We start from the raw sequence: 18,610 nt of genomic DNA on the forward strand, positions 1-18,610 counted from the left end.
CCACCTGCGGCTCCGATCTCTCGTTAGCGGGAGGCGCATTCTACAGCGTTACACGCTGCTGTCAACACCTCTTTTTCTCCGCTTTCGACCGAGAAGATCGAACCGTTGAAAGCGCCGAACAAACCGGCATTTCCAACTCCTTCCAGGCTTCGATGAACTGAAGCGACCCACCTTCGAAACCTACTTAACTCATTGAATCTCAAGGAGTTTTCCGTTTCGACTGCGCCGGAAGTGGGGCGAATTATAGACACTCAAAATTCGCCGTCAACCCTTAATTTCGCTTTTCTTTCAATAACTTGCGGATAGGCCAAAAAACACTCAATACCCTCTATATAGAAGAAGGATTCAGTACCTCTTCTATATGGAGAGAACCATCAGAGCACTCCATCCTCTTTCATCGCAGCCACAGCCCCCGCCCCAAGACCAAGCACCCGCTGCAATACCTCCAACGTATGCTCGCCCAACAAAGGAGGCGCACGGCGATACTCGACAGGAGTCCGCGACAACCGAATCGGACTGGCCACCTGCGGCACCATCCCCGCCAGTGCATGAGGCAGCTCAATCGCCAACCCTCGAGACTTCACCTGCGGATCCTCGAATACCTGCGACAGATCATTGATCGGCCCACACGGCACACCCGCCTGCTCCAGCTGAGCCACCCACTCGGCAGTAGTCTTGAAAACCGTCGCCTGACGAATCAGCGGAATCAGCACCGCACGGTTCGCCACCCGCAGCTTATTAGTCGCGAAACGCGGATCGTCCGCCCACTGCGGCTGCCCGGCCACTTCGGCAAATTTGCGGAACTGCCCGTCATTGCCCACGGTAAGAATGAAGTCGCCATCGGCCGTAGGAAAATCCTGGTACGGCACGATGTTCGGATGCGCATTCCCCAGCCGCTTTGGCGCCGTGCCCGTCGTCAGATAATTCATCGCCTGGTTAGCCAGACAAGCCACCTGCACATCCAGCAACGCCATATCGATATGCTGACCACCACCATCGTGATCGCGATGAGCCAGCGCCGCCAGGATCGCCACGGTCGAATACAACCCCGTCAGGATATCCGTAAGCGCCACACCCACCTTCACCGGCCCGGCACCTTCATCACCCTCAGGTCGCCCGGTCAGACTCATCAGCCCGCCAAGCCCCTGGATCATGAAGTCATAACCCGCACGCTTGGCATACGGTCCGGTCTGACCAAAACCGGTGATCGAGCAATAGATCAGATCCGGATTGATCGCCTTCAGCGACTCGTAATCCAAGCCATACGCCGCCAGACCACCCACCTTGAAGTTTTCGATCAGGATGTCGGACTTGGCTGCCAGCTCTCGAACGAGCTTCTGGCCTTCGGGACGCGTAAAATCGATCGTCACTGATTGCTTGTTGCGGTTAGCCGACAGGTAATAAGCCGCCTCGCTGGTGTTCTCGCCGTAAGCGTCCTTCAGGAAGGGCGGCCCCCAGGCGCGAGTGTCGTCACCATTGCCCGGGCGCTCGACCTTGATCACTTCCGCCCCGAGATCGGCCAGGATCTGACCAGCCCATGGGCCGGCCAGCACTCGCGATAAATCCAGTACCCGCAGATGCGACAGCGCGCCCATGGTCGCTCTCCTATTAATAGAACGCCTGCAGGCCGGTCTGCGCACGACCGAGGATCAGCGCGTGAACGTCGTGAGTACCTTCATAGGTATTCACCACTTCCAGGTTGACCAGGTGACGGGCCACGCCGAATTCATCGGAGATCCCGTTACCGCCCAACATGTCGCGGGCCATGCGTGCGATATCCAGGGATTTACCGCAGGAGTTGCGCTTCATGATCGAAGTGATTTCAACCGCAGCGGTACCCTCATCTTTCATACGCCCCAGACGCAGACAGCCTTGCAGCGCCAGAGTGATTTCGGTCTGCATGTCAGCCAGCTTCTTCTGGATCAACTGAGTGGCAGCCAACGGACGACCGAACTGCTGACGATCCAGGGTGTACTGGCGAGCGGTGTGCCAGCAGAACTCCGCCGCGCCCAGCGCGCCCCAGGAGATGCCATAACGTGCGGAGTTGAGGCACGTGAACGGACCTTTCAGACCACGCACGTCCGGGAAGATGTTCTCTTCCGGCACGAACACGTTATCCATGACGATTTCGCCGGTGATCGAAGCCCGCAGGCCGACCTTGCCATGAATCGCCGGAGCGCTCAGGCCTTTCCAGCCCTTCTCCAGAACGAAACCACGGATGTCGCCGGCATCGTCCTTGGCCCAGACCACGAACACATCGGCGATCGGGCTGTTGGTGATCCACATCTTGGCGCCGGTCAGGCTGTAGCCGCCTTCCACTTTGCGTGCACGAGTAATCATCGCGCCCGGGTCGGAACCGTGGTTCGGCTCGGTCAGACCGAAGCAGCCAATCCACTCGCCGGAAGCCAGCTTCGGCAGGTACTTCTGCTTTTGCGCTTCGGTACCGAATTCGTTGATCGGCACCATCACCAGCGAAGACTGCACGCTCATCATCGAACGGTAGCCAGAGTCGACGCGCTCGACTTCACGAGCGATCAGGCCATAGCTGACGTAGTTGAGGCCGCTGCCACCGTATTGCTCGGGAATGGTCGCGCCCAACAGGCCGACCTCACCCATCTCACGGAAGATCGCCGGATCGGTCTTCTCATGGCGGAAGGCTTCCAGAACGCGTGGCGCGAGGCTCTGCTGGGCGAACTGCTCGGCCGTGTCGCGGATCATGCGTTCTTCTTCAGTCAGCTGTTGATCCAGCAACAGGGGATCGATCCAGTTGAAGCTAGCTTTACCGCCCATGAGTGAGTCCTCGCAAATCGGGTGAATTAACGTGGCATTGATCCTAGGCCCGCTTCGCCCTCCCGGCAAACGAGGATTTCGCATCCTGTTGTGCTAATTTCTCACTCCGAAACGTCGCGAAATGCCGAATAAGCGATGTATTAGTGAGGTTGACGTACATGCGCCGCAAGATACCCAGCACCACCGCCCTGATCAGCTTCGAGGCTGCCGCCCGTCACGAGAGCTTTACCAAGGCCGCCGAAGAACTTTCCCTCACACAGGGCGCCATTTGCCGACAGATCGCCAGCCTTGAGGACTTCCTCAGCGTCGAACTCTTCCGACGCTCGCGTCGCGGGGTGAAGCTGACAGAAGCAGGTCTTTCCTACAGCCGCCGGGTCGCCACCCAACTCGATGCCGTTGAGCGCGACACACTGTCGGTGATGGGCCAGCAAGGCACCAACGTGATCGAACTCGCCGTGGTGCCCACCTTCGGCACGCAATGGCTGTTGCCAAGACTGAAGGACTTCCAGCTCAAGCACCCGGAAGTGACGGTCAACCTCACCAACCGCACGCGCCCGTTCCTGTTTGCCGACACTGACTTCGATGCCGCCATCTACTTTGGCGATGCCGATTGGTCCGGTACCGAATCCCATAGGCTGATGGGCGAGAATCCGATGCCGGTATGCAGTCCCGCCCTGCTCGGCAACAAGACGCATCTGACACCCGATGAAATCGCCGATCTGCCGCTGCTCCAGCAAACCACCCGCCCGTACGCCTGGCGACAGTGGTTCAACTCGCAACACCTGAACATTCCCCGCGACATGACAGGCCCGCGCTACGAGCTATTCTCCATGCTGGCTCAGGCGGCCATGCACGACATGGGTATCGCACTGATTCCACCGTTCCTGATTCAGCGCGAACTGGCCGAGAAACGCCTGGTGATTGCCAACCCGAACGCGCTCTCCAGCATCAAGGCGTATTACCTGATGATTCCGGAGCGAAAGGTCGAATCGGCGTCACTCAAGGCTTTTCGTGACTGGCTGGTAAATCAGGCACACAGCTACAACCTAGAGGGCTAAAGGGTTTCAGCGATTGCTAACCCCGTAGTCAGAAAAATCAAAGCCCTACAGATATAACTATTTGTCGCAAATAGACAGACTGTATCCGAAAGTCGTACAGACGTCCCACAAGCGCCTGCCGACGTGGCTTTGCGCCCTCATTCGCGACTCATTGCGGCCTATTCACGTCACCGATGAGAAAATTCTTCAAATTCATCCAGACTCCTTGAAAGGCACGGCCTGCAAGGGATTCAACTGGCCATCTGCGACATTCGGTCACGGGATGACTTGTAGTTAATTTTCCGTCACCCGTCATAATCCCTTGAAGGGCATAAACTTCGCCTGCAAAATGCCGCGCCCCGCCCTGATTTGGCGGGATCGTGCTGATCGGCCACCCCAGTCGCACCATCCGTAGTGCATGGGTTTACTCAATAAGATCACGCAGGAGATTTGACGTGCACATTGGTGTTCCTCTCGAAACCCAGACCGGTGAAACACGGGTTGCTGCAACCCCGGAAACCATTAAAAAGCTGATCAGCCAAGGTCATAAGGTCACTGTGCAAACCGGCGCCGGCGTTAAAGCCAGCGTTGTCGACAGTGCCTATGAAGCGGCAGGCGCAACCATTGGCAGTGCCAATGACGCGTTTGGCGCCGAGCTGATTCTCAAAGTGGTCGCGCCAAGCGATGCCGAACTGACGCTGATCAAGCGCGGAACGGTGCTGGTGGGCATGCTCAACCCGTTCAACAACGACACCATCGCGAAGATGGCCGAGTGCGGGATTACCGCGTTCGCCCTGGAAGCGGCGCCACGTACCTCCCGGGCCCAAAGCCTCGACGTGCTGTCGTCCCAGGCGAACATTGCCGGCTATAAGGCGGTGCTGCTGGCCGCTCACTACTATCCGCGCTTCATGCCGATGCTGATGACCGCTGCGGGCACCGTGAAAGCGGCGCGCGTGCTGATTCTGGGGGCCGGTGTGGCCGGGTTGCAGGCGATTGCCACGGCGAAACGTCTGGGTGCCGTCATCGAAGCGTCCGACGTACGTCCGGCCGTGAAGGAACAGATCGAATCCCTCGGCGCCAAGTTCGTCGACGTGCCTTACGAGACCGATGAAGAACGCGAATGCGCGGTCGGCGTCGGCGGTTACGCCCGCCCGATGCCGGCGAGCTGGATGCAGCGTCAGGCCCAGGCCGTGCACGAGCGCGCCAAGCAGGCTGACATCGTCATCACCACCGCACTGATCCCGGGCCGCAAGGCACCGACGCTGCTGAGCGCGGACACCGTGGCGCAGATGAAACCCGGCTCGGTGGTCATCGACCTCGCTGCAGCCCAGGGTGGCAACTGCCCGCTGACCGTGGCCGATCAGGTCGTGATCGAGAACGGCGTGACCATCGTCGGCCCGACCAACCTCGCCGGTGAAGTCGCCGCAGACGCCTCGGCGCTGTACGCACGCAACCTGCTGGACTTCCTGAAGCTGGTCTTCACCAAAGAAGGCCAGTTCGAAGTGAACCTCGAAGACGACATCGTCGCCGCGTGCCTGATGTGCCGCGACGGCCAAGTCATCCGCAAAAACGCCTAAGCAGGGATTCAGACGATGGAAGAGCTTATCTCCCCCGGTATCTACAACCTGATCATCTTCGTGCTGGCGATTTATGTCGGTTACCACGTGGTCTGGAACGTTACACCCGCGCTGCACACGCCGCTGATGGCGGTGACCAACGCCATTTCGGCGATCGTGATCGTCGGCGCCATGCTCGCGGCCGCACTGACCGTCACCCCGCTGGGCAAGACCATGGGCACCCTCGCCGTGGCACTGGCCGCGGTCAACGTGTTCGGTGGCTTCCTGGTCACCCGCCGCATGCTTGAGATGTTCAAGAAGAAAGCCCCGAAAGCAAAAGAAGAGGCGCCGAAGTAATGAGCATGAATCTCGTCACGACGCTCTACCTGATCGCGTCGATCTGCTTCATCCAGGCCCTCAAGGGTCTGTCGCACCCGACCACGTCGCGCCGCGGCAACCTGTTCGGCATGCTCGGCATGGCGCTGGCAATCATCACCACCGTCGGCCTCATCTATAAGCTCGGGGCTGAGCTGGCTACCGCAGGCATCGGTTACGTGATCGTCGGCCTGCTGATCGGCGGCACCGCCGGTTCGATCATGGCCAAGCGCGTTGAAATGACCAAGATGCCGGAGCTGGTTGCGTTCATGCACAGCATGATCGGTCTGGCAGCGGTGTTCATCGCTATCGCTGCGGTGGTGGAGCCGCAGTCGCTGGGTATCGTCAAGCAACTGGGTGACTCGATCCCGGCGGGTAACCGTCTGGAGCTGTTCCTCGGCGCAGCCATCGGTGCAATCACCTTCTCCGGTTCGGTGATCGCCTTCGGCAAGCTATCGGGCAAGTACAAGTTCCGCCTGTTCCAGGGCGCACCGGTACAGTTCAGCGGTCAGCACAAGCTGAACGCGGTACTGGGTCTGGCGACGCTGATCCTCGGCGTCACCTTCATGCTGACCGGCAACCTCGCCGCGTTCGCGCTGATGCTGGCCCTGGCGTTCGTCATGGGTGTGCTGATCATCATCCCGATCGGCGGCGCCGACATGCCGGTGGTGGTGTCGATGCTCAACAGCTATTCCGGCTGGGCGGCGGCGGGTATCGGCTTCTCGCTGAACAACTCGATGCTGATCATTGCCGGCTCCCTGGTGGGTTCGAGCGGTGCGATCCTCTCGTACATCATGTGCAAGGCGATGAACCGTTCCTTCTTTAATGTACTGCTCGGCGGTTTCGGCAATACAGCAGACGCCGGCCCTGCCGGTGAGAAGGAAGCCCGTCCGGTGAAATCCGGTTCGGCTGACGACGCGACTTTCCTGCTGACCAACGCTGACACCGTGATCATCGTTCCGGGTTACGGTCTGGCGGTGGCCCGTGCACAGCACGCCCTGAAAGAGCTGACCGAGAAGCTGACCCACCATGGCGTGACCGTGAAGTATGCGATTCACCCGGTGGCCGGTCGGATGCCTGGGCACATGAACGTACTGCTGGCCGAGGCCGAAGTGCCGTACGACCAGGTGTTCGAGATGGAAGACATCAACTCCGAGTTCGGCCAGGCCGACGTGGTGCTGGTGCTCGGCGCCAACGACGTGGTCAACCCGGCCGCCAAGAACGATCCGAAATCGCCGATTGCCGGCATGCCGATCCTCGAAGCGTTCAAGGCCAAGACCATCATCGTCAACAAGCGCTCGATGGCCAGCGGCTATGCCGGTCTGGACAACGAACTGTTCTACCTGGACAAGACCATGATGGTGTTCGGCGACGCGAAGAAAGTCATCGAAGACATGGTCAAAGCGGTCGAGTAACCCTCGCCGGCAACACCGAACGCCCCGACTTGTCGGGGCGTTTTTGTTTGCGCAAAACGTCGGACAATTTGCCGCGTTGTTGCAGATCCGGTAACGGTGTTTTACTTGAAACCCGCTAAATAGACGCCTCGTTTGCGACCTTGGTAGCGGGACAGGCGCTCGCGAAATTCACTAGACTGCGCATCCTGCTACTCGCTGCCCGAGAAAATAATCCATGTACCGTGACCGTATTCGCCTGCCTTCGTTGTTGGATAAAGTGATGAGCGCCGCCGACGCCGCTGCGCTGATTGAGGACGGCATGACCGTCGGCATGAGCGGCTTCACCCGCGCCGGCGAAGCCAAGGCCGTGCCCCATGCGCTGGCCGAGCGAGCCAAGGTCACGCCGCTCAAAATCAGCCTGATGACCGGCGCAAGCCTGGGCAACGACCTCGACAAGCAACTGACCGAAGCCGGCGTGCTGTCGCGGCGCATGCCGTTCCAGGTCGACAGCACCTTGCGCAAGGCGATCAACGCCGGCGAAGTGATGTTCATCGACCAGCACCTGTCGGAAACTGTCGAGCAACTGCGCAACCAGCAACTGAAGCTGCCGGACATCGCCGTGATCGAAGCCGTCGCCATCACCGAACAGGGCCACATCGTGCCGACCACTTCGGTGGGTAACTCGGCGAGCTTCGCGATCTTCGCCAAACACGTGATCGTCGAGATCAACCTGGCGCACAACGCCAACCTCGAAGGTCTGCATGACATTTATATCCCGACTTATCGCCCGACCCGTACGCCAATCCCGCTGGTAAAGGTCGACGACCGCATCGGCAGCACCGCGATCCCGATCCCACCGGAGAAGATCGTCGCCATCGTCATCACCCAGCAACCGGATTCGCCGTCCACCGTATCGGCGCCTGATGTCGACACCAAAGCCATCGCCGATCACCTGATCACCTTCCTCAAGCAGGAAGTCGATGCCGGGCGCATGACCAACAAGCTCGGCCCGCTGCAGGCCGGGATCGGCAACATTGCCAACGCGGTGATGTGCGGGCTGATCGATTCGCCGTTCGAAGACCTGACCATGTACTCCGAAGTGCTGCAGGACTCGACCTTTGACCTGATCGACGCCGGCAAGCTGAGCTTCGCCTCGGGCAGCTCGATCACCCTGTCGGAGCGGCGCAACAGCGACGTGTTCGGCAATCTGGAGAAGTACAAGGACAAGCTGGTACTGCGCCCGCAGGAAATCTCCAACCACCCGGAAGTGGTGCGGCGCCTGGGCATCATCGGCATCAACACGGCCCTTGAGTTCGACATCTATGGCAACGTCAACTCCACCCATGTCTGCGGCACGCGGATGATGAACGGCATCGGCGGCTCGGGCGACTTCGCGCGCAACGCACACCTGGCGGTGTTCGTGACCAAGTCGATCGCCAAGGGCGGCGCGATTTCCAGCGTGGTGCCGATGGTCAGCCACGTCGACCATACCGAACATGACGTCGACATCCTGGTGACCGAGGTCGGTCTGGCCGACCTGCGTGGCCTGGCGCCACGGGAACGCGCCCGGGTCATCATCGACAACTGTGTACACCCGGATTTCCGTCAGGCGCTGAACGACTACTTCGACAAAGCCTGCGCCATTGGCGGCCACACCCCGCACATCCTGCGTGATGCCCTGAGCTGGCACATCAATCTGGAAGAAACCGGATGCATGCTGGCGGTGTAATCCGCACAGATTTTTCCGCTGGCGCAAACACAGTTTCGCCAGCGGTATTTTGAAAACCACCGCAGCCGTCAAAAACTGTACTGCTGTACCGGTCTTTTCCTACGGCTTTTGCCTACTCGAATCATCGAATTGGGTAAAAATGCACCAAATAAGCGCAGACAGGTACAGTTTGCGCAATTTTGACCCGTACACCCCCTATAAACAGTTAACTGGTCACTCACAATACAGGTGAACTGTATCTAGAGTGTCTGGCCAAACGAGAGGATCATGGGCACCAGTTAAACCACTACCTAATCCCGCCACAAGCGGAAGGATGTCAACCATGGAACGTACACTCAGTTCCGAACTGTTCTTCGAAGACAAAGCTGTAAACACCCAGGCTTCCCTGCCTCTGCGCGTTATCGCCAACCTGATGCTGTGGCAGCGCCGCATCTCCAGCCGCCACCAACTGGCTCGTCTGGATTCGCGTCTGCTGGCTGACGCCGGGATTAGCGAAGCACAACGCTACGAAGAGCTGAGCAAGCCGTTCTGGCGCTAAGCAGCGTCGCTGGCTCTGGTCGCTAGACCCACCGCCAGCAACCCGAATTGAACACACAAGACCCGTCGCGGGAAACCGCGACGGGTCTTGTCGTTTCAGGGCAGAAAAACCTGAATATCCAGCCCGAAACACCAGACAGGTACAGTTTTCTAAAAGTAGATCAATGACAAGTACAGTTACTCAAATGTGTTCAGGCCAGCATCCTGACCACTGTGCGGATTCCCCACGGAGGCCTAAGATCCATTCAGAACGTGGCGAATGCTGTGCGACTGGCGTCTGACCTTCAGACACCGAGCCACCTCTCAATACGGTTTATCCACAGGAGTTCTCCCATGTCCCGTCTTCGTCTGCTCAGCGCCGCCGCCCTGCTGATCGTAGCTGCCAACGCCAGCGCCACCAGCTTTATCGTTACCACCGACGCCGTGGTTGGCGCGCTCAAATCCTCCTCCGATGCCACTTCTGACGTTACCTCGTCCTTCCGTGACGACAAGATCGTGCTCGCCGCCCGTGACGACGCTGCCAGCTTCGTGGCCAGCGAAGGCGAAATCCGTGGCGTGAAACTGGAGAGCGCACTGGATCACATCCGTCATCAGGCTCCGCAACTGAACGCGACCGACGCACAACTGGCCCAGGCCATTCTGACGATCTAAGCGACAGGAACATTACGGGGCACGCCTGTCGTGTCCCGATGTTTCAGCGCTGGCTCTAGTCCGGGCATTGCGCTAGCCTTGGGACTCGCCAACAGCTGCCGAGTCTCATGCGTTTTCTTTCAAATCTGCTTATCCCTTCTGTACTGCTCACCGCCTGCTGGATTCCTCTGGCAGACGCCTTCGATGTGTCCACGCAGAACACCGTTGTCAGCGTCTGGGCCACCGGCATGGTGTCTTCCGCGCCGTTCGACCGTAAACTGATCATCGCCGCGCACGACGATGCCGCAGCGTTCGTTGCCAGTGACGGCCAGATGCGCGGCGCACAGCTCGAATCCGCCCTGCATTACCTGCGCAAGAGCCGCCCAAAACTTCATGTCAGCGACCTTGAACTGGCACAGGCAATTCTCGTCCAATAGTCATCCCTGTCTTTTCGGAGTCGTTCCATGCGTAGCCCGCTGATTGCTGCCGCCCTTGGCCTGCTGTTGTTGGCCGACATGGCCCAGGCACACACCCTGGTAGCCACCAGTAACATCATCGTCCGCGCCTCCCAGCGCACCATCGATTTCACCTCCGACACCACTACGTCGATTCGCGATTCGAAAATCATCCGCGAAGCCCACGACGACGCTGCCAGTTTCGTGGCCAGCGACGGTGATATCCGTGGTGCCAACCTGGAAGCCGCCTTCAATACCTTGCGCACCCGCGTGCCCGAAGCTCGCGACGCCAGTGATCAGGTACTCGCCGAAGCCATCCTCGCACTGTGAAGTCACTCGGCGCCTGGCTGCTGGCCGGGGCGTTGTTGCTGCTTGGCAACAGCGCCCACGCCGGCCTGCAATTGCAGCTCAAGACCGATGGCTTGAGCCCCGCCCAACAACAGGCCAGCCAGGCACTGCTCGATGAAGCCATGCACGCGTTGCCGCCGAGCTTCATCGAACGTCTGGACCGGCGTATCTATGTCGGCTGGACCGACGAGATGCCCGGCAACGCCTACGGTCAGGCAACGCTCGTCTCCGAGCTGGACCTGAACCGCAAACTGCTCGCCAGCCTCACCGATGGCAGCGCGGCCACGCAAAAAACCAATCGCCCCCACGGCACCGTTCGCCGGGAACTGCTGGCCACGGTGCTGCACGAAATCACCCATATTTACGATCGCGCGCGCTTGTGGCCGGCGGCCGAACGCTCGCTGATCCAGCGCTGCACCCGGCGCAACAACAGCGCCGGACTGATCGGCATTCCCGATGAATGCCGCGGCCAGAACGGTCGGCGCTTCACCCTCAGCGATGATCCACGCCTGCTCGACCTCGCCGGCTGGCAGCAATACGTCGGCCGTCGTGGCGAACGTGAACAGCACAACCGGCAGATCGCCCGCAGCCCCGACCTCTACGAAATCTCCAGCCCAAAGGAGTTTGTCGCGGTCAACATGGAGTATTTCCTCCTCGACCCGAGTTACGCCTGTCGTCGCCCGGCGCTGTATCGCTATTACCAGGAACACTTCGGCTGGGCACCGCCGGCAAAGGATGAATGCGCCAAAACCTTCGCTTTCCTCAATGCCGGCAACGACTTTGCCAAACAGCCCCTTGGCCAGGTCGATCCGGAACGCGTGTACGCGGTAGATTACCTGCTGGCCGAAGCCAACCAGAACTGGGTCAGCCGTTGGGGCCACAGCATGTTGCGTCTGGTGATCTGTGCACCGGGCCGGCCACGCGGTCCGGACTGCCGACTGGATCTTGATCAGCATCTGGTGCTGTCGTACCGCGCCTTCGTCGGTGACGTGCAGCTGTCGAGTTGGGACGGGCTGGTCGGCAAGTACCCGTCACGACTGTTCGTGCTGCCGCTGGCGCAGGTGATCGACGAATACACCAAGACCGAACTGCGCAGCTTGGCGTCGGTGCCGCTGAATCTCTCGCGCAGCGAAATCGAGGGTGTGGTCGAACACGCCGCCGAAATGCACTGGAGCTACGACGGCAATTACTTCTTCCTCTCCAACAACTGCGCGGTGGAAGGCCTGAAACTGCTGCGCAGCGGCAGCAACAACGCCCGGCTCACTGGCCTCGACAGCATCATGCCCAACGGTTTGCTGGAAGTGCTGAAGGGGCGAGGCCTGGCCGACACCAGCGTGCTCGATGATCCGAAAGAGGCATTGCGCCTGGGTTATCGCTTCGACTCGTTCCGAGATCGTTATCAGGCGATGTTCGATGTGTTGAAGAAGCAATTGCCGATCAAGCAGACAACCGTTGAAGAATGGCTTTCGCTGTCCGCCGAAGAGCGTCGCCCGTGGTTCGAACGGGCCGACCTGCGCACCAGCGCCGCGCTGTTGTTGCTGGAGCAAGCCAGTTTCCGCCGCCAATTACTGTTGGCTCAGGATGAGGTCAAGCAACGCTACCTTGGCGCCCGGGAGCTGGAAAACGGTGGCATGGACAAGGCCAACGCCACCTTGCAGCAGATCCTCGCCAACAGCGGCTTCCTCAGCCGACCGGCAGAACTGCTCGATTCCCGAGGTTATGGCCTGCCGCAACCGAGCGAGTTCAGCCGACTTGAAGCGGAAAGCAGCCAGCGCCAGAAACAGTTGCTGGCTCTGACCGGCGATCTCGATAAGGAAGTGCGCGCGCTGCTGGAGCCCAAACGAGCGGCCGAGATTGCGGCCAGCGAGGCCAACGTGAAGCAGATCGGCGAGCATCTGCGCAAACTTCACAAGGCCTCCGGCGGACTGGAACTGCCCTGAAAAACAACCGCCCTGAAAACAAAAGACCGCAGCCCATAAAGGCTGCGGTCTTTTTTATTGCCTGACGATCAGTACAGAACGCCATCCAGCACTTCGTAAACGACCCCGCTGCCCACTGCGATCAGCACGATGTCACCGCCGGCACGACGCCATTCATAACCCGGGTAATACGGCAGGCGACTCAACGCCCGGTTATCCAGCCGCTCGCCGTAATAGCCATGGGGGAGCGGTCGGCCACGGACCAGATGGATGCCTGGAGGTGGCGGTGCACCGCGCACGAAATAGCCATGATTGTCACGGATCACCTGACGCACCGGGCCGAAATCCCGAGGCGGCGGGCCGCCGCGATGGTTGCTTTGCCAATCATGGTGATCACCACCGCGATTGTCGTAGTGGCCCTGCTGCGGGCCGCCGTGGTCATGATCGTCGCGCGGATCGGCGCTGGCCAGCAGCGGCGTCGCGCTGATCATCAGCACGCCCAGACTGGCAATCAGACGTTTCGGCATTTTCATCGGGTCTTTCCTCACTGCACTGACAGCAAAAAGGGATTCAGAACGGGTTCTGAATCCCTCGGTCTTGCTCATTTAGTCTGTGCCGCGAGGTCCTAATTCCTCTGTATCAGGAACTTTACCTTCAGCTGACGCGAGCCTTACGCACGCCTTCGGACAGCGCCGAGCACAGGCTCAGCACGCCGTCGATGGCCTGGTCCGGCGTGGTCGCATTGGCGATGTGATCGATCAGCGCCGAGCCCACCACCACACCATCGGCCAGACGCGCGATGGACGCGGCCTGCTCCGGCGTGCGGATACCGAAACCGATGCTGATCGGCAGGTCGGTGTGACGACGCAGACGCGCCACCGCTTCCTCGACGTGTTCCAGCGTCGCCGCACCGGCACCGGTCACACCGGCTACCGACACGTAGTAAACGAAGCCGGAGCTGCCGTTCAACACTTTCGGCAGACGCGCATCATCGGTGGTCGGGGTGGTCAGGCGGATGAAGTCGATGCCTGCAGCCTGGGCCGGGTCGCACAGTTCCGAGTTGTGCTCCGGTGGCATGTCGACCACGATCAGGCCATCAACCCCAGCCTCTTTGGCTTCGGCGATAAAGCGCTCGACGCCGAACTTGTGGATCGGGTTGAAGTAACCCATCAGCACCAGCGGCGTGTCGCTGTTGTCCTTGCGGAACTCGCGGACCATTTGCAGGGTTTTGATCAGGTTCTGCTTGGCGCCCAAGGCACGGATGTTCGCCAGCTGGATCGCCGGACCGTCGGCCATCGGGTCGGTGAACGGCATGCCCAGTTCGATCACGTCAGCACCGGCTTTCGGCAGGCCTTTGAGGATGGCCAGCGAGGTGTCGTAGTCCGGATCACCGGCGGTGACGAAGGTCACCAGTGCTGCGCGGTTCTGTTCTTTGAGTTCGGCAAAGCGGGTTTGCAGGCGGCTCATCAGTGTTTCTCCTGCTTGGAAGTTTCCATGTGGTACATGACGGTCTGCATGTCTTTGTCGCCGCGACCGGACAAGTTGACCACCATCAGGTGATCCTTCGGCAGTTTCGGTGCGCGTTTGAATACTTCGGCCAGGGCGTGGGCGCTTTCCAGTGCCGGGATGATCCCTTCCAGACGGCAGCACTGGTGGAATGCAGCGAGGGCTTCGTCGTCGGTCACCGAGGTGTACTGGACGCGGCCGATGTCATGCAACCACGCGTGCTCAGGGCCGATGCCCGGATAGTCGAGGCCGGCGGAAATCGAGTGGGCGTCGATGATCTGGCCATCGTCGTCCTGCAGCAGGAAGGTACGGTTGCCGTGCAACACACCCGGTACGCCGCCGTTGAGGCTGGCCGCGTGTTTGCCGGTCTCGATGCCGTAACCGGCGGCTTCGACGCCGATGATCTCGACGCTCTTGTCATCGAGGAACGGGTGGAACAGGCCCATGGCGTTGGAACCGCCACCGATGCACGCCACCAGGCTGTCCGGCAGACGACCTTCCTGAGCTTGCAGCTGATCGCGGGTTTCCTTGCCGATCACGGCCTGGAAGTCGCGAACCATCGCTGGATATGGGTGTGGACCGGCCACGGTGCCGATCAGGTAGAAAGTGCTGTCGACGTTGGTCACCCAGTCACGCAGCGCTTCGTTCATCGCGTCTTTCAGGGTGCCGGTGCCGGCGACCACCGGGATCACCTCGGCGCCCAGCAGCTTCATGCGGAACACGTTGGCCTGCTGACGTTCGATGTCGGTGGTGCCCATGTAGATCACGCAGTCCAGACCGAAACGCGCAGCCACGGTGGCGGTGGCCACGCCGTGCATACCGGCGCCGGTCTCGGCGATGATGCGTTTCTTGCCCATGCGCCGCGCCAGCAGGATCTGGCCGATGCAGTTGTTGATCTTGTGCGCGCCGGTGTGGTTCAGCTCTTCGCGCTTGAGGTAGATCTTGGCGCCACCGCAGAACTCGGTCAGGCGCTCGGCGAAATACAACGGGCTCGGACGTCCGACGTAGTCGCGCTGGAAGTAGGCCAATTCTTCTTTGAACGCCGGATCTTCCTTGGCCGCTTCGTATTCGCGGGCCAGGTCGAGGATCAACGGCATCAGGGTTTCGGCGACGTAACGGCCGCCGAACGAGCCAAACAGGCCGTTGGCGTCAGGGCCGTTACGCAGATCGGAGGTGTTCGAAGTCTGGGTCATGGTTCGCTCCAGCGGATTTCACGAGAAGACAATGGCGTTCACTCTACCCCTGACCTTGCAGGCTGAAAACCGATAAGATCGCCACAACCTGTCAGGAAAACTCACAGATATCATGAGCCATGACCTTCCCCCGCTGAATGCCTTGCGCGCCTTCGAAGCCACCGCCCGCCTGAACAGCGTCAGCCAGGCTGCGGAGCAACTGCACGTCACCCACGGCGCGGTCAGCCGCCAGCTCAAGGTGCTGGAAGAGCATCTCGGCGTCAGTCTTTTCGTCAAGGACGGTCGTGGCCTTAAACTCACAGATGCCGGCATCCGCCTGCGCGATGCCAGCGGCGAAGCGTTCGATCGCTTGCGCAGCGTTTGCGCGGAACTGACCCAAAGCACCGCCGATGCGCCGTTTGTGCTCGGTTGTTCCGGCAGCCTGCTGGCGCGCTGGTTCATTCCGCGACTGGGAAGGCTGAATGCCGATCTGCCGGACTTGCGTCTGCACTTGTCCGCCGGAGAAGGCGATCTCGATCCACGACGCCCGGGGCTGGATGCATTGCTGCTGTTCGCCGAACCGCCATGGCCCGCAGACATGCAAGTCTATGAGCTGGCCAGCGAGCGCATCGGCCCGGTCATGAGCCCGCTGTTCAGCGGTTACCAGCGCCTGCAATCGGCGGCGCCCATTGCTCTGCTCGACGAACCGTTGCTGCACACGACCTCACGCCCGCAAGCCTGGCCGAGCTGGGCGCAGCAAAACGGCCTCGACGCCAAGGCGTTGAAGCTGGGGCAAGGTTTCGAGCATTTATATTACTTGCTGGAAGCGGCCGTCGCCGGGCTGGGCGTGGCGATCGCGCCGGAACCGCTGGTGACCGAAGATTTGAAGGCCGGTCGCCTGGTCGCGCCGTGGGGTTTCAGCGAAACCCCGGCGCAACTGGCGTTGTGGCTACCCAAGCGCGCCGCAGACGGGCGCGCCCGGCAATTGGCGCAGTGGCTCAGGCACGAGCTGCGCCAGGCGGATCACTCGCCGCGCTTGAACAGCAAGTAAGCGGCCAGCAGACCCAGCGCACCGACCGCCACACCGGCGGTCGTCCACGGATGTTCCTGCGCGTAATCGCGGGTGGCGATCCCGGTCTCGCGAGTTTTGACTTTGACTTCTTCGTAGGCATCGCTGAGCAGGCTGCGCGAGTGTTTCAGCGCACTTTCAGCGTTGCCCTTGAGCGCCTTGAGGGTCTTGCGCGACTCGTCCGAAGCGTCGTCCTTCAGGCTTTCCAACGACTTGAGCAGACTCTCGATCTCCGCTTCCATGCTTTGCAACGAGGCTTTGCGTAACGAGGTGTTGGCCATGGTGGCTCTCCTGCATTGGTGATGAGTGGCGTGTGTTGTTTGGGACTTCACGGGTTCTGGAAAGTGCGAAAAATCTGAACTTCCCCTCGCCCGGATCGCCGAAATCAACACGGCAAATCGCTGCTAGGCTCAATTGCACACTTCAAGGAGAACACCATGAGTGACCATCACACCTACAAGAAAGTCGAGCTGGTCGGTTCGTCCACCAGCAGCATCGAAGACGCCATCAACAACGCGTTGGCCGAGGCCAACAAGAGCATCAAGCATCTGGAATGGTTCGAAGTGACCGAAACCCGCGGCCACATCAAGGACGGCAAGGCGGCGCACTTTCAAGTGACCCTGAAAGTCGGGTTCCGGATTGCCAGCAGCTGAGTTTGGTCTACGCTTCTGAACTTGCGCGCTGGCCGAGTGCCATAGGAATGGCAAAGCGCTACAAGGTGAGCGCATCGGGCGAACGGCTCGATGCCTGCCTTTTTTAATCCGACCAGGGAGTGCGACCGATGAAGAAGTTCATGTTGGCGGTAGGTTTGTTGAGCCTTGCGGGTGGTGCGTTTGCTGCCGGCAAGCCCTGTGAAGAACTGAAGGCCGAAATTGCGGCCAAGCTGGATGCCAAGAGCGTATCCGGATATTCGCTGGAGATTGTCGACAAGGGTGCGGCCAGTGGTGGCAAAGTCGTTGGCACCTGCGAAGGCGGCGCCAAAGAGATCGTTTACACCCGCGGCTGATCACGCCGGAAAAAAGAAAGCCGACGCAATGCGTCGGCTTTTTTGTGCCCGGATTTCAGACCTCAGCCCTTCATCACCTGCGCCAGCAGCTCGTAGGAATGCAGGCGATCGGCGTGTTCGTACAGGTCGCAGGTGAATATCAATTCGTCAGCCTGGGTCTGTTCGACCAGCACTTCGAGTTTCGCGCGGATTTTCTTCGGACTGCCGACCATCGCCAGACCGAGGAAATCTCCCACCGCCTCACGCTCGTGGGGCAGCCATAGGCCGTCCATGGTTTTCACCGGCGGACGCTGCACCAGACTTTGCCCACGCATCAGCGCGAGAATTCGCTGGTACACCGACGTTGCCAGGTAATCGGCCTGTTCATCGGTATCGGCCGCCACCAGCGGCACGCCGAGCATCACGTACGGTTTATCGAGCACTGTCGATGGCTTGAAGTGATTGCGGTAGACGCGAATCGCCTCGTGCATGAAGCGCGGTGCGAAATGCGAGGCGAAGGCGTAGGGCAAACCGCGCTCGCCGGCCAGTTGCGCACTGAACAGACTGGAACCGAGCAGCCAGATCGGCACGTTGGTGCCGGTGCCCGGCATCGCGATCACGCGCTGATCCGGGGTGCGCGGGCCGAGGAAGCGCACCAGCTCTGCCACGTCCTCGGGGAAGTCGTCGGCACTGCCGGAGCGCTCACGGCGCAGGGCACGGGCGGTCATCTGATCGGAGCCCGGCGCACGGCCCAGGCCGAGGTCGATGCGCCCCGGATACAGGCTTTCAAGGGTGCCGAACTGCTCGGCGATCACCAGCGGTGCGTGGTTGGGCAGCATCACACCGCCAGAGCCGACCCGAATGGTCGACGTGCCGCCGGCCAGATAGCCCAGCAACACCGAGGTGGCGGAACTGGCGATGCCATCCATGTTGTGGTGCTCGGCGACCCAGAACCGCGTGTAGCCGAACTTCTCGACATGCTGCGCCAGATCCAGCGAGTTGCGCAGCGACTGGGCCGGGCTGCCGTTCTCGCGTACCGGCACCAGATCGAGGGTGGAAAATTTTACGTCGGACAATTGCTTCATAAACCTGCATCTCCGATTGAGGG

20 protein-coding genes are annotated in these 18,610 nt (G+C 60.4%); 13 read left to right on the forward strand and 7 right to left on the reverse strand.

The window, feature by feature from the left end:
* Nucleotides 1-374 precede the first annotated feature (374 nt).
* Nucleotides 375-1,595 (reverse strand): CaiB/BaiF CoA transferase family protein, encoded by a 1,221-nt coding sequence (locus tag M5G18_RS16025; protein ID WP_273898041.1) that lies wholly within the window; start codon nucleotides 1,593-1,595, stop codon nucleotides 375-377.
* Nucleotides 1,596-1,608: 13 nt separating this feature from the next.
* Nucleotides 1,609-2,790: an acyl-CoA dehydrogenase gene (locus M5G18_RS16030; protein WP_085712999.1), complete on the reverse strand. Its 1,182-nt coding sequence runs from the start codon at nucleotides 2,788-2,790 to the stop codon at nucleotides 1,609-1,611.
* A 158-nt stretch (nucleotides 2,791-2,948) separates the two neighbouring features.
* Here M5G18_RS16030 and M5G18_RS16035 point away from each other — a divergent pair, with 158 nt between their 5' ends.
* From M5G18_RS16035 to M5G18_RS16080, 10 genes are all read left to right on the forward strand, one after another.
* A complete protein-coding gene (locus M5G18_RS16035) occupies nucleotides 2,949-3,848 on the forward strand; it encodes a LysR family transcriptional regulator (protein WP_007953904.1) in 900 nt (299 codons plus the stop codon).
* Between the two features lie 434 nt (nucleotides 3,849-4,282).
* Nucleotides 4,283-5,404 carry a Re/Si-specific NAD(P)(+) transhydrogenase subunit alpha gene (locus tag M5G18_RS16040; RefSeq protein WP_011331831.1) on the forward strand — a complete coding sequence of 374 codons (1,122 nt, stop codon included), beginning with the start codon at nucleotides 4,283-4,285 and terminating at the stop codon, nucleotides 5,402-5,404.
* Nucleotides 5,405-5,419: 15 nt separating this feature from the next.
* Complete coding sequence (locus M5G18_RS16045; RefSeq protein WP_003220416.1) at nucleotides 5,420-5,740, forward strand: NAD(P) transhydrogenase subunit alpha part 2; 321 nt, start codon at nucleotides 5,420-5,422, stop codon at nucleotides 5,738-5,740.
* Complete coding sequence (locus M5G18_RS16050) at nucleotides 5,740-7,173, forward strand: NAD(P)(+) transhydrogenase (Re/Si-specific) subunit beta (protein WP_085613551.1); 1,434 nt, start codon at nucleotides 5,740-5,742, stop codon at nucleotides 7,171-7,173. Before M5G18_RS16045 ends, M5G18_RS16050 begins: the two co-directional genes overlap by 1 nt.
* A gap of 214 nt (nucleotides 7,174-7,387) precedes the next feature.
* Nucleotides 7,388-8,881, forward strand: a complete 1,494-nt coding sequence (locus tag M5G18_RS16055; RefSeq protein WP_273898043.1) for an acetyl-CoA hydrolase/transferase family protein — start codon at nucleotides 7,388-7,390, stop codon at nucleotides 8,879-8,881.
* A 322-nt stretch (nucleotides 8,882-9,203) separates the two neighbouring features.
* Complete coding sequence (locus M5G18_RS16060; RefSeq protein WP_007911656.1) at nucleotides 9,204-9,419, forward strand: DUF1127 domain-containing protein; 216 nt, start codon at nucleotides 9,204-9,206, stop codon at nucleotides 9,417-9,419.
* Nucleotides 9,420-9,751: 332 nt separating this feature from the next.
* Complete coding sequence (locus tag M5G18_RS16065) at nucleotides 9,752-10,069, forward strand: DUF2388 domain-containing protein (RefSeq protein WP_273898045.1); 318 nt, start codon at nucleotides 9,752-9,754, stop codon at nucleotides 10,067-10,069.
* A gap of 107 nt (nucleotides 10,070-10,176) precedes the next feature.
* Nucleotides 10,177-10,485, forward strand: coding sequence for a DUF2388 domain-containing protein (locus M5G18_RS16070; RefSeq protein WP_273898046.1), 309 nt, complete (start codon nucleotides 10,177-10,179; stop codon nucleotides 10,483-10,485).
* Nucleotides 10,486-10,512: 27 nt separating this feature from the next.
* Nucleotides 10,513-10,833 (forward strand): DUF2388 domain-containing protein, encoded by a 321-nt coding sequence (locus tag M5G18_RS16075; RefSeq protein WP_007953910.1) that lies wholly within the window; start codon nucleotides 10,513-10,515, stop codon nucleotides 10,831-10,833.
* Entirely contained in the window at nucleotides 10,830-12,791 is a 1,962-nt protein-coding gene (locus M5G18_RS16080) for a DUF7844 domain-containing protein (RefSeq protein WP_273898048.1), read from the forward strand. Before M5G18_RS16075 ends, M5G18_RS16080 begins: the two co-directional genes overlap by 4 nt.
* Nucleotides 12,792-12,859: 68 nt before the next feature.
* On the opposite strand, the gene M5G18_RS16085 is transcribed toward M5G18_RS16080, so the two are convergent.
* The 3 genes from M5G18_RS16085 to trpB form a co-directional block, all read right to left on the reverse strand.
* Nucleotides 12,860-13,303 (reverse strand): anti-virulence regulator CigR family protein, encoded by a 444-nt coding sequence (locus M5G18_RS16085; RefSeq protein WP_007953914.1) that lies wholly within the window; start codon nucleotides 13,301-13,303, stop codon nucleotides 12,860-12,862.
* Between the two features lie 121 nt (nucleotides 13,304-13,424).
* Entirely contained in the window at nucleotides 13,425-14,237 is an 813-nt protein-coding gene (trpA, locus tag M5G18_RS16090) for a tryptophan synthase subunit alpha (RefSeq protein WP_007953915.1), read from the reverse strand.
* Nucleotides 14,237-15,469, reverse strand: coding sequence for a tryptophan synthase subunit beta (gene trpB, locus M5G18_RS16095; protein ID WP_273898051.1), 1,233 nt, complete (start codon nucleotides 15,467-15,469; stop codon nucleotides 14,237-14,239). The genes trpA and trpB overlap by 1 nt, the downstream gene beginning before the upstream one ends.
* Nucleotides 15,470-15,581: 112 nt before the next feature.
* Here trpB and M5G18_RS16100 point away from each other — a divergent pair, with 112 nt between their 5' ends.
* On the forward strand, nucleotides 15,582-16,499 hold the full coding sequence (locus tag M5G18_RS16100; protein WP_273898052.1) for a LysR family transcriptional regulator: 918 nt from the start codon (nucleotides 15,582-15,584) through the stop codon (nucleotides 16,497-16,499).
* On the opposite strand, the gene M5G18_RS16105 is transcribed toward M5G18_RS16100, so the two are convergent.
* On the reverse strand, nucleotides 16,472-16,798 hold the full coding sequence (locus M5G18_RS16105) for an ElaB/YgaM/YqjD family protein (RefSeq protein ID WP_007953918.1): 327 nt from the start codon (nucleotides 16,796-16,798) through the stop codon (nucleotides 16,472-16,474). The two genes, M5G18_RS16100 and M5G18_RS16105, sit on opposite strands and share 28 nt — an antisense overlap.
* A gap of 156 nt (nucleotides 16,799-16,954) precedes the next feature.
* On the opposite strand from M5G18_RS16105, the gene M5G18_RS16110 reads away from it, so the two are divergent.
* Both M5G18_RS16110 and M5G18_RS16115 read left to right on the forward strand, forming a co-directional pair.
* Nucleotides 16,955-17,170, forward strand: a complete 216-nt coding sequence (locus M5G18_RS16110; protein WP_007953919.1) for a dodecin — start codon at nucleotides 16,955-16,957, stop codon at nucleotides 17,168-17,170.
* Nucleotides 17,171-17,298: 128 nt separating this feature from the next.
* Nucleotides 17,299-17,523, forward strand: coding sequence for a DUF1161 domain-containing protein (locus M5G18_RS16115; protein WP_273898054.1), 225 nt, complete (start codon nucleotides 17,299-17,301; stop codon nucleotides 17,521-17,523).
* A 62-nt stretch (nucleotides 17,524-17,585) separates the two neighbouring features.
* On the opposite strand, the gene M5G18_RS16120 is transcribed toward M5G18_RS16115, so the two are convergent.
* Nucleotides 17,586-18,587, reverse strand: a complete 1,002-nt coding sequence (locus M5G18_RS16120) for an LLM class flavin-dependent oxidoreductase (RefSeq protein ID WP_273898056.1) — start codon at nucleotides 18,585-18,587, stop codon at nucleotides 17,586-17,588.
* Between the last annotated feature and the right edge of the window lie 23 nt (nucleotides 18,588-18,610).

It is taken from the genome of Pseudomonas aphyarum (assembly GCF_028657055.1).
GTDB classification, from domain to species: domain Bacteria; phylum Pseudomonadota; class Gammaproteobacteria; order Pseudomonadales; family Pseudomonadaceae; genus Aquipseudomonas; species Aquipseudomonas aphyarum.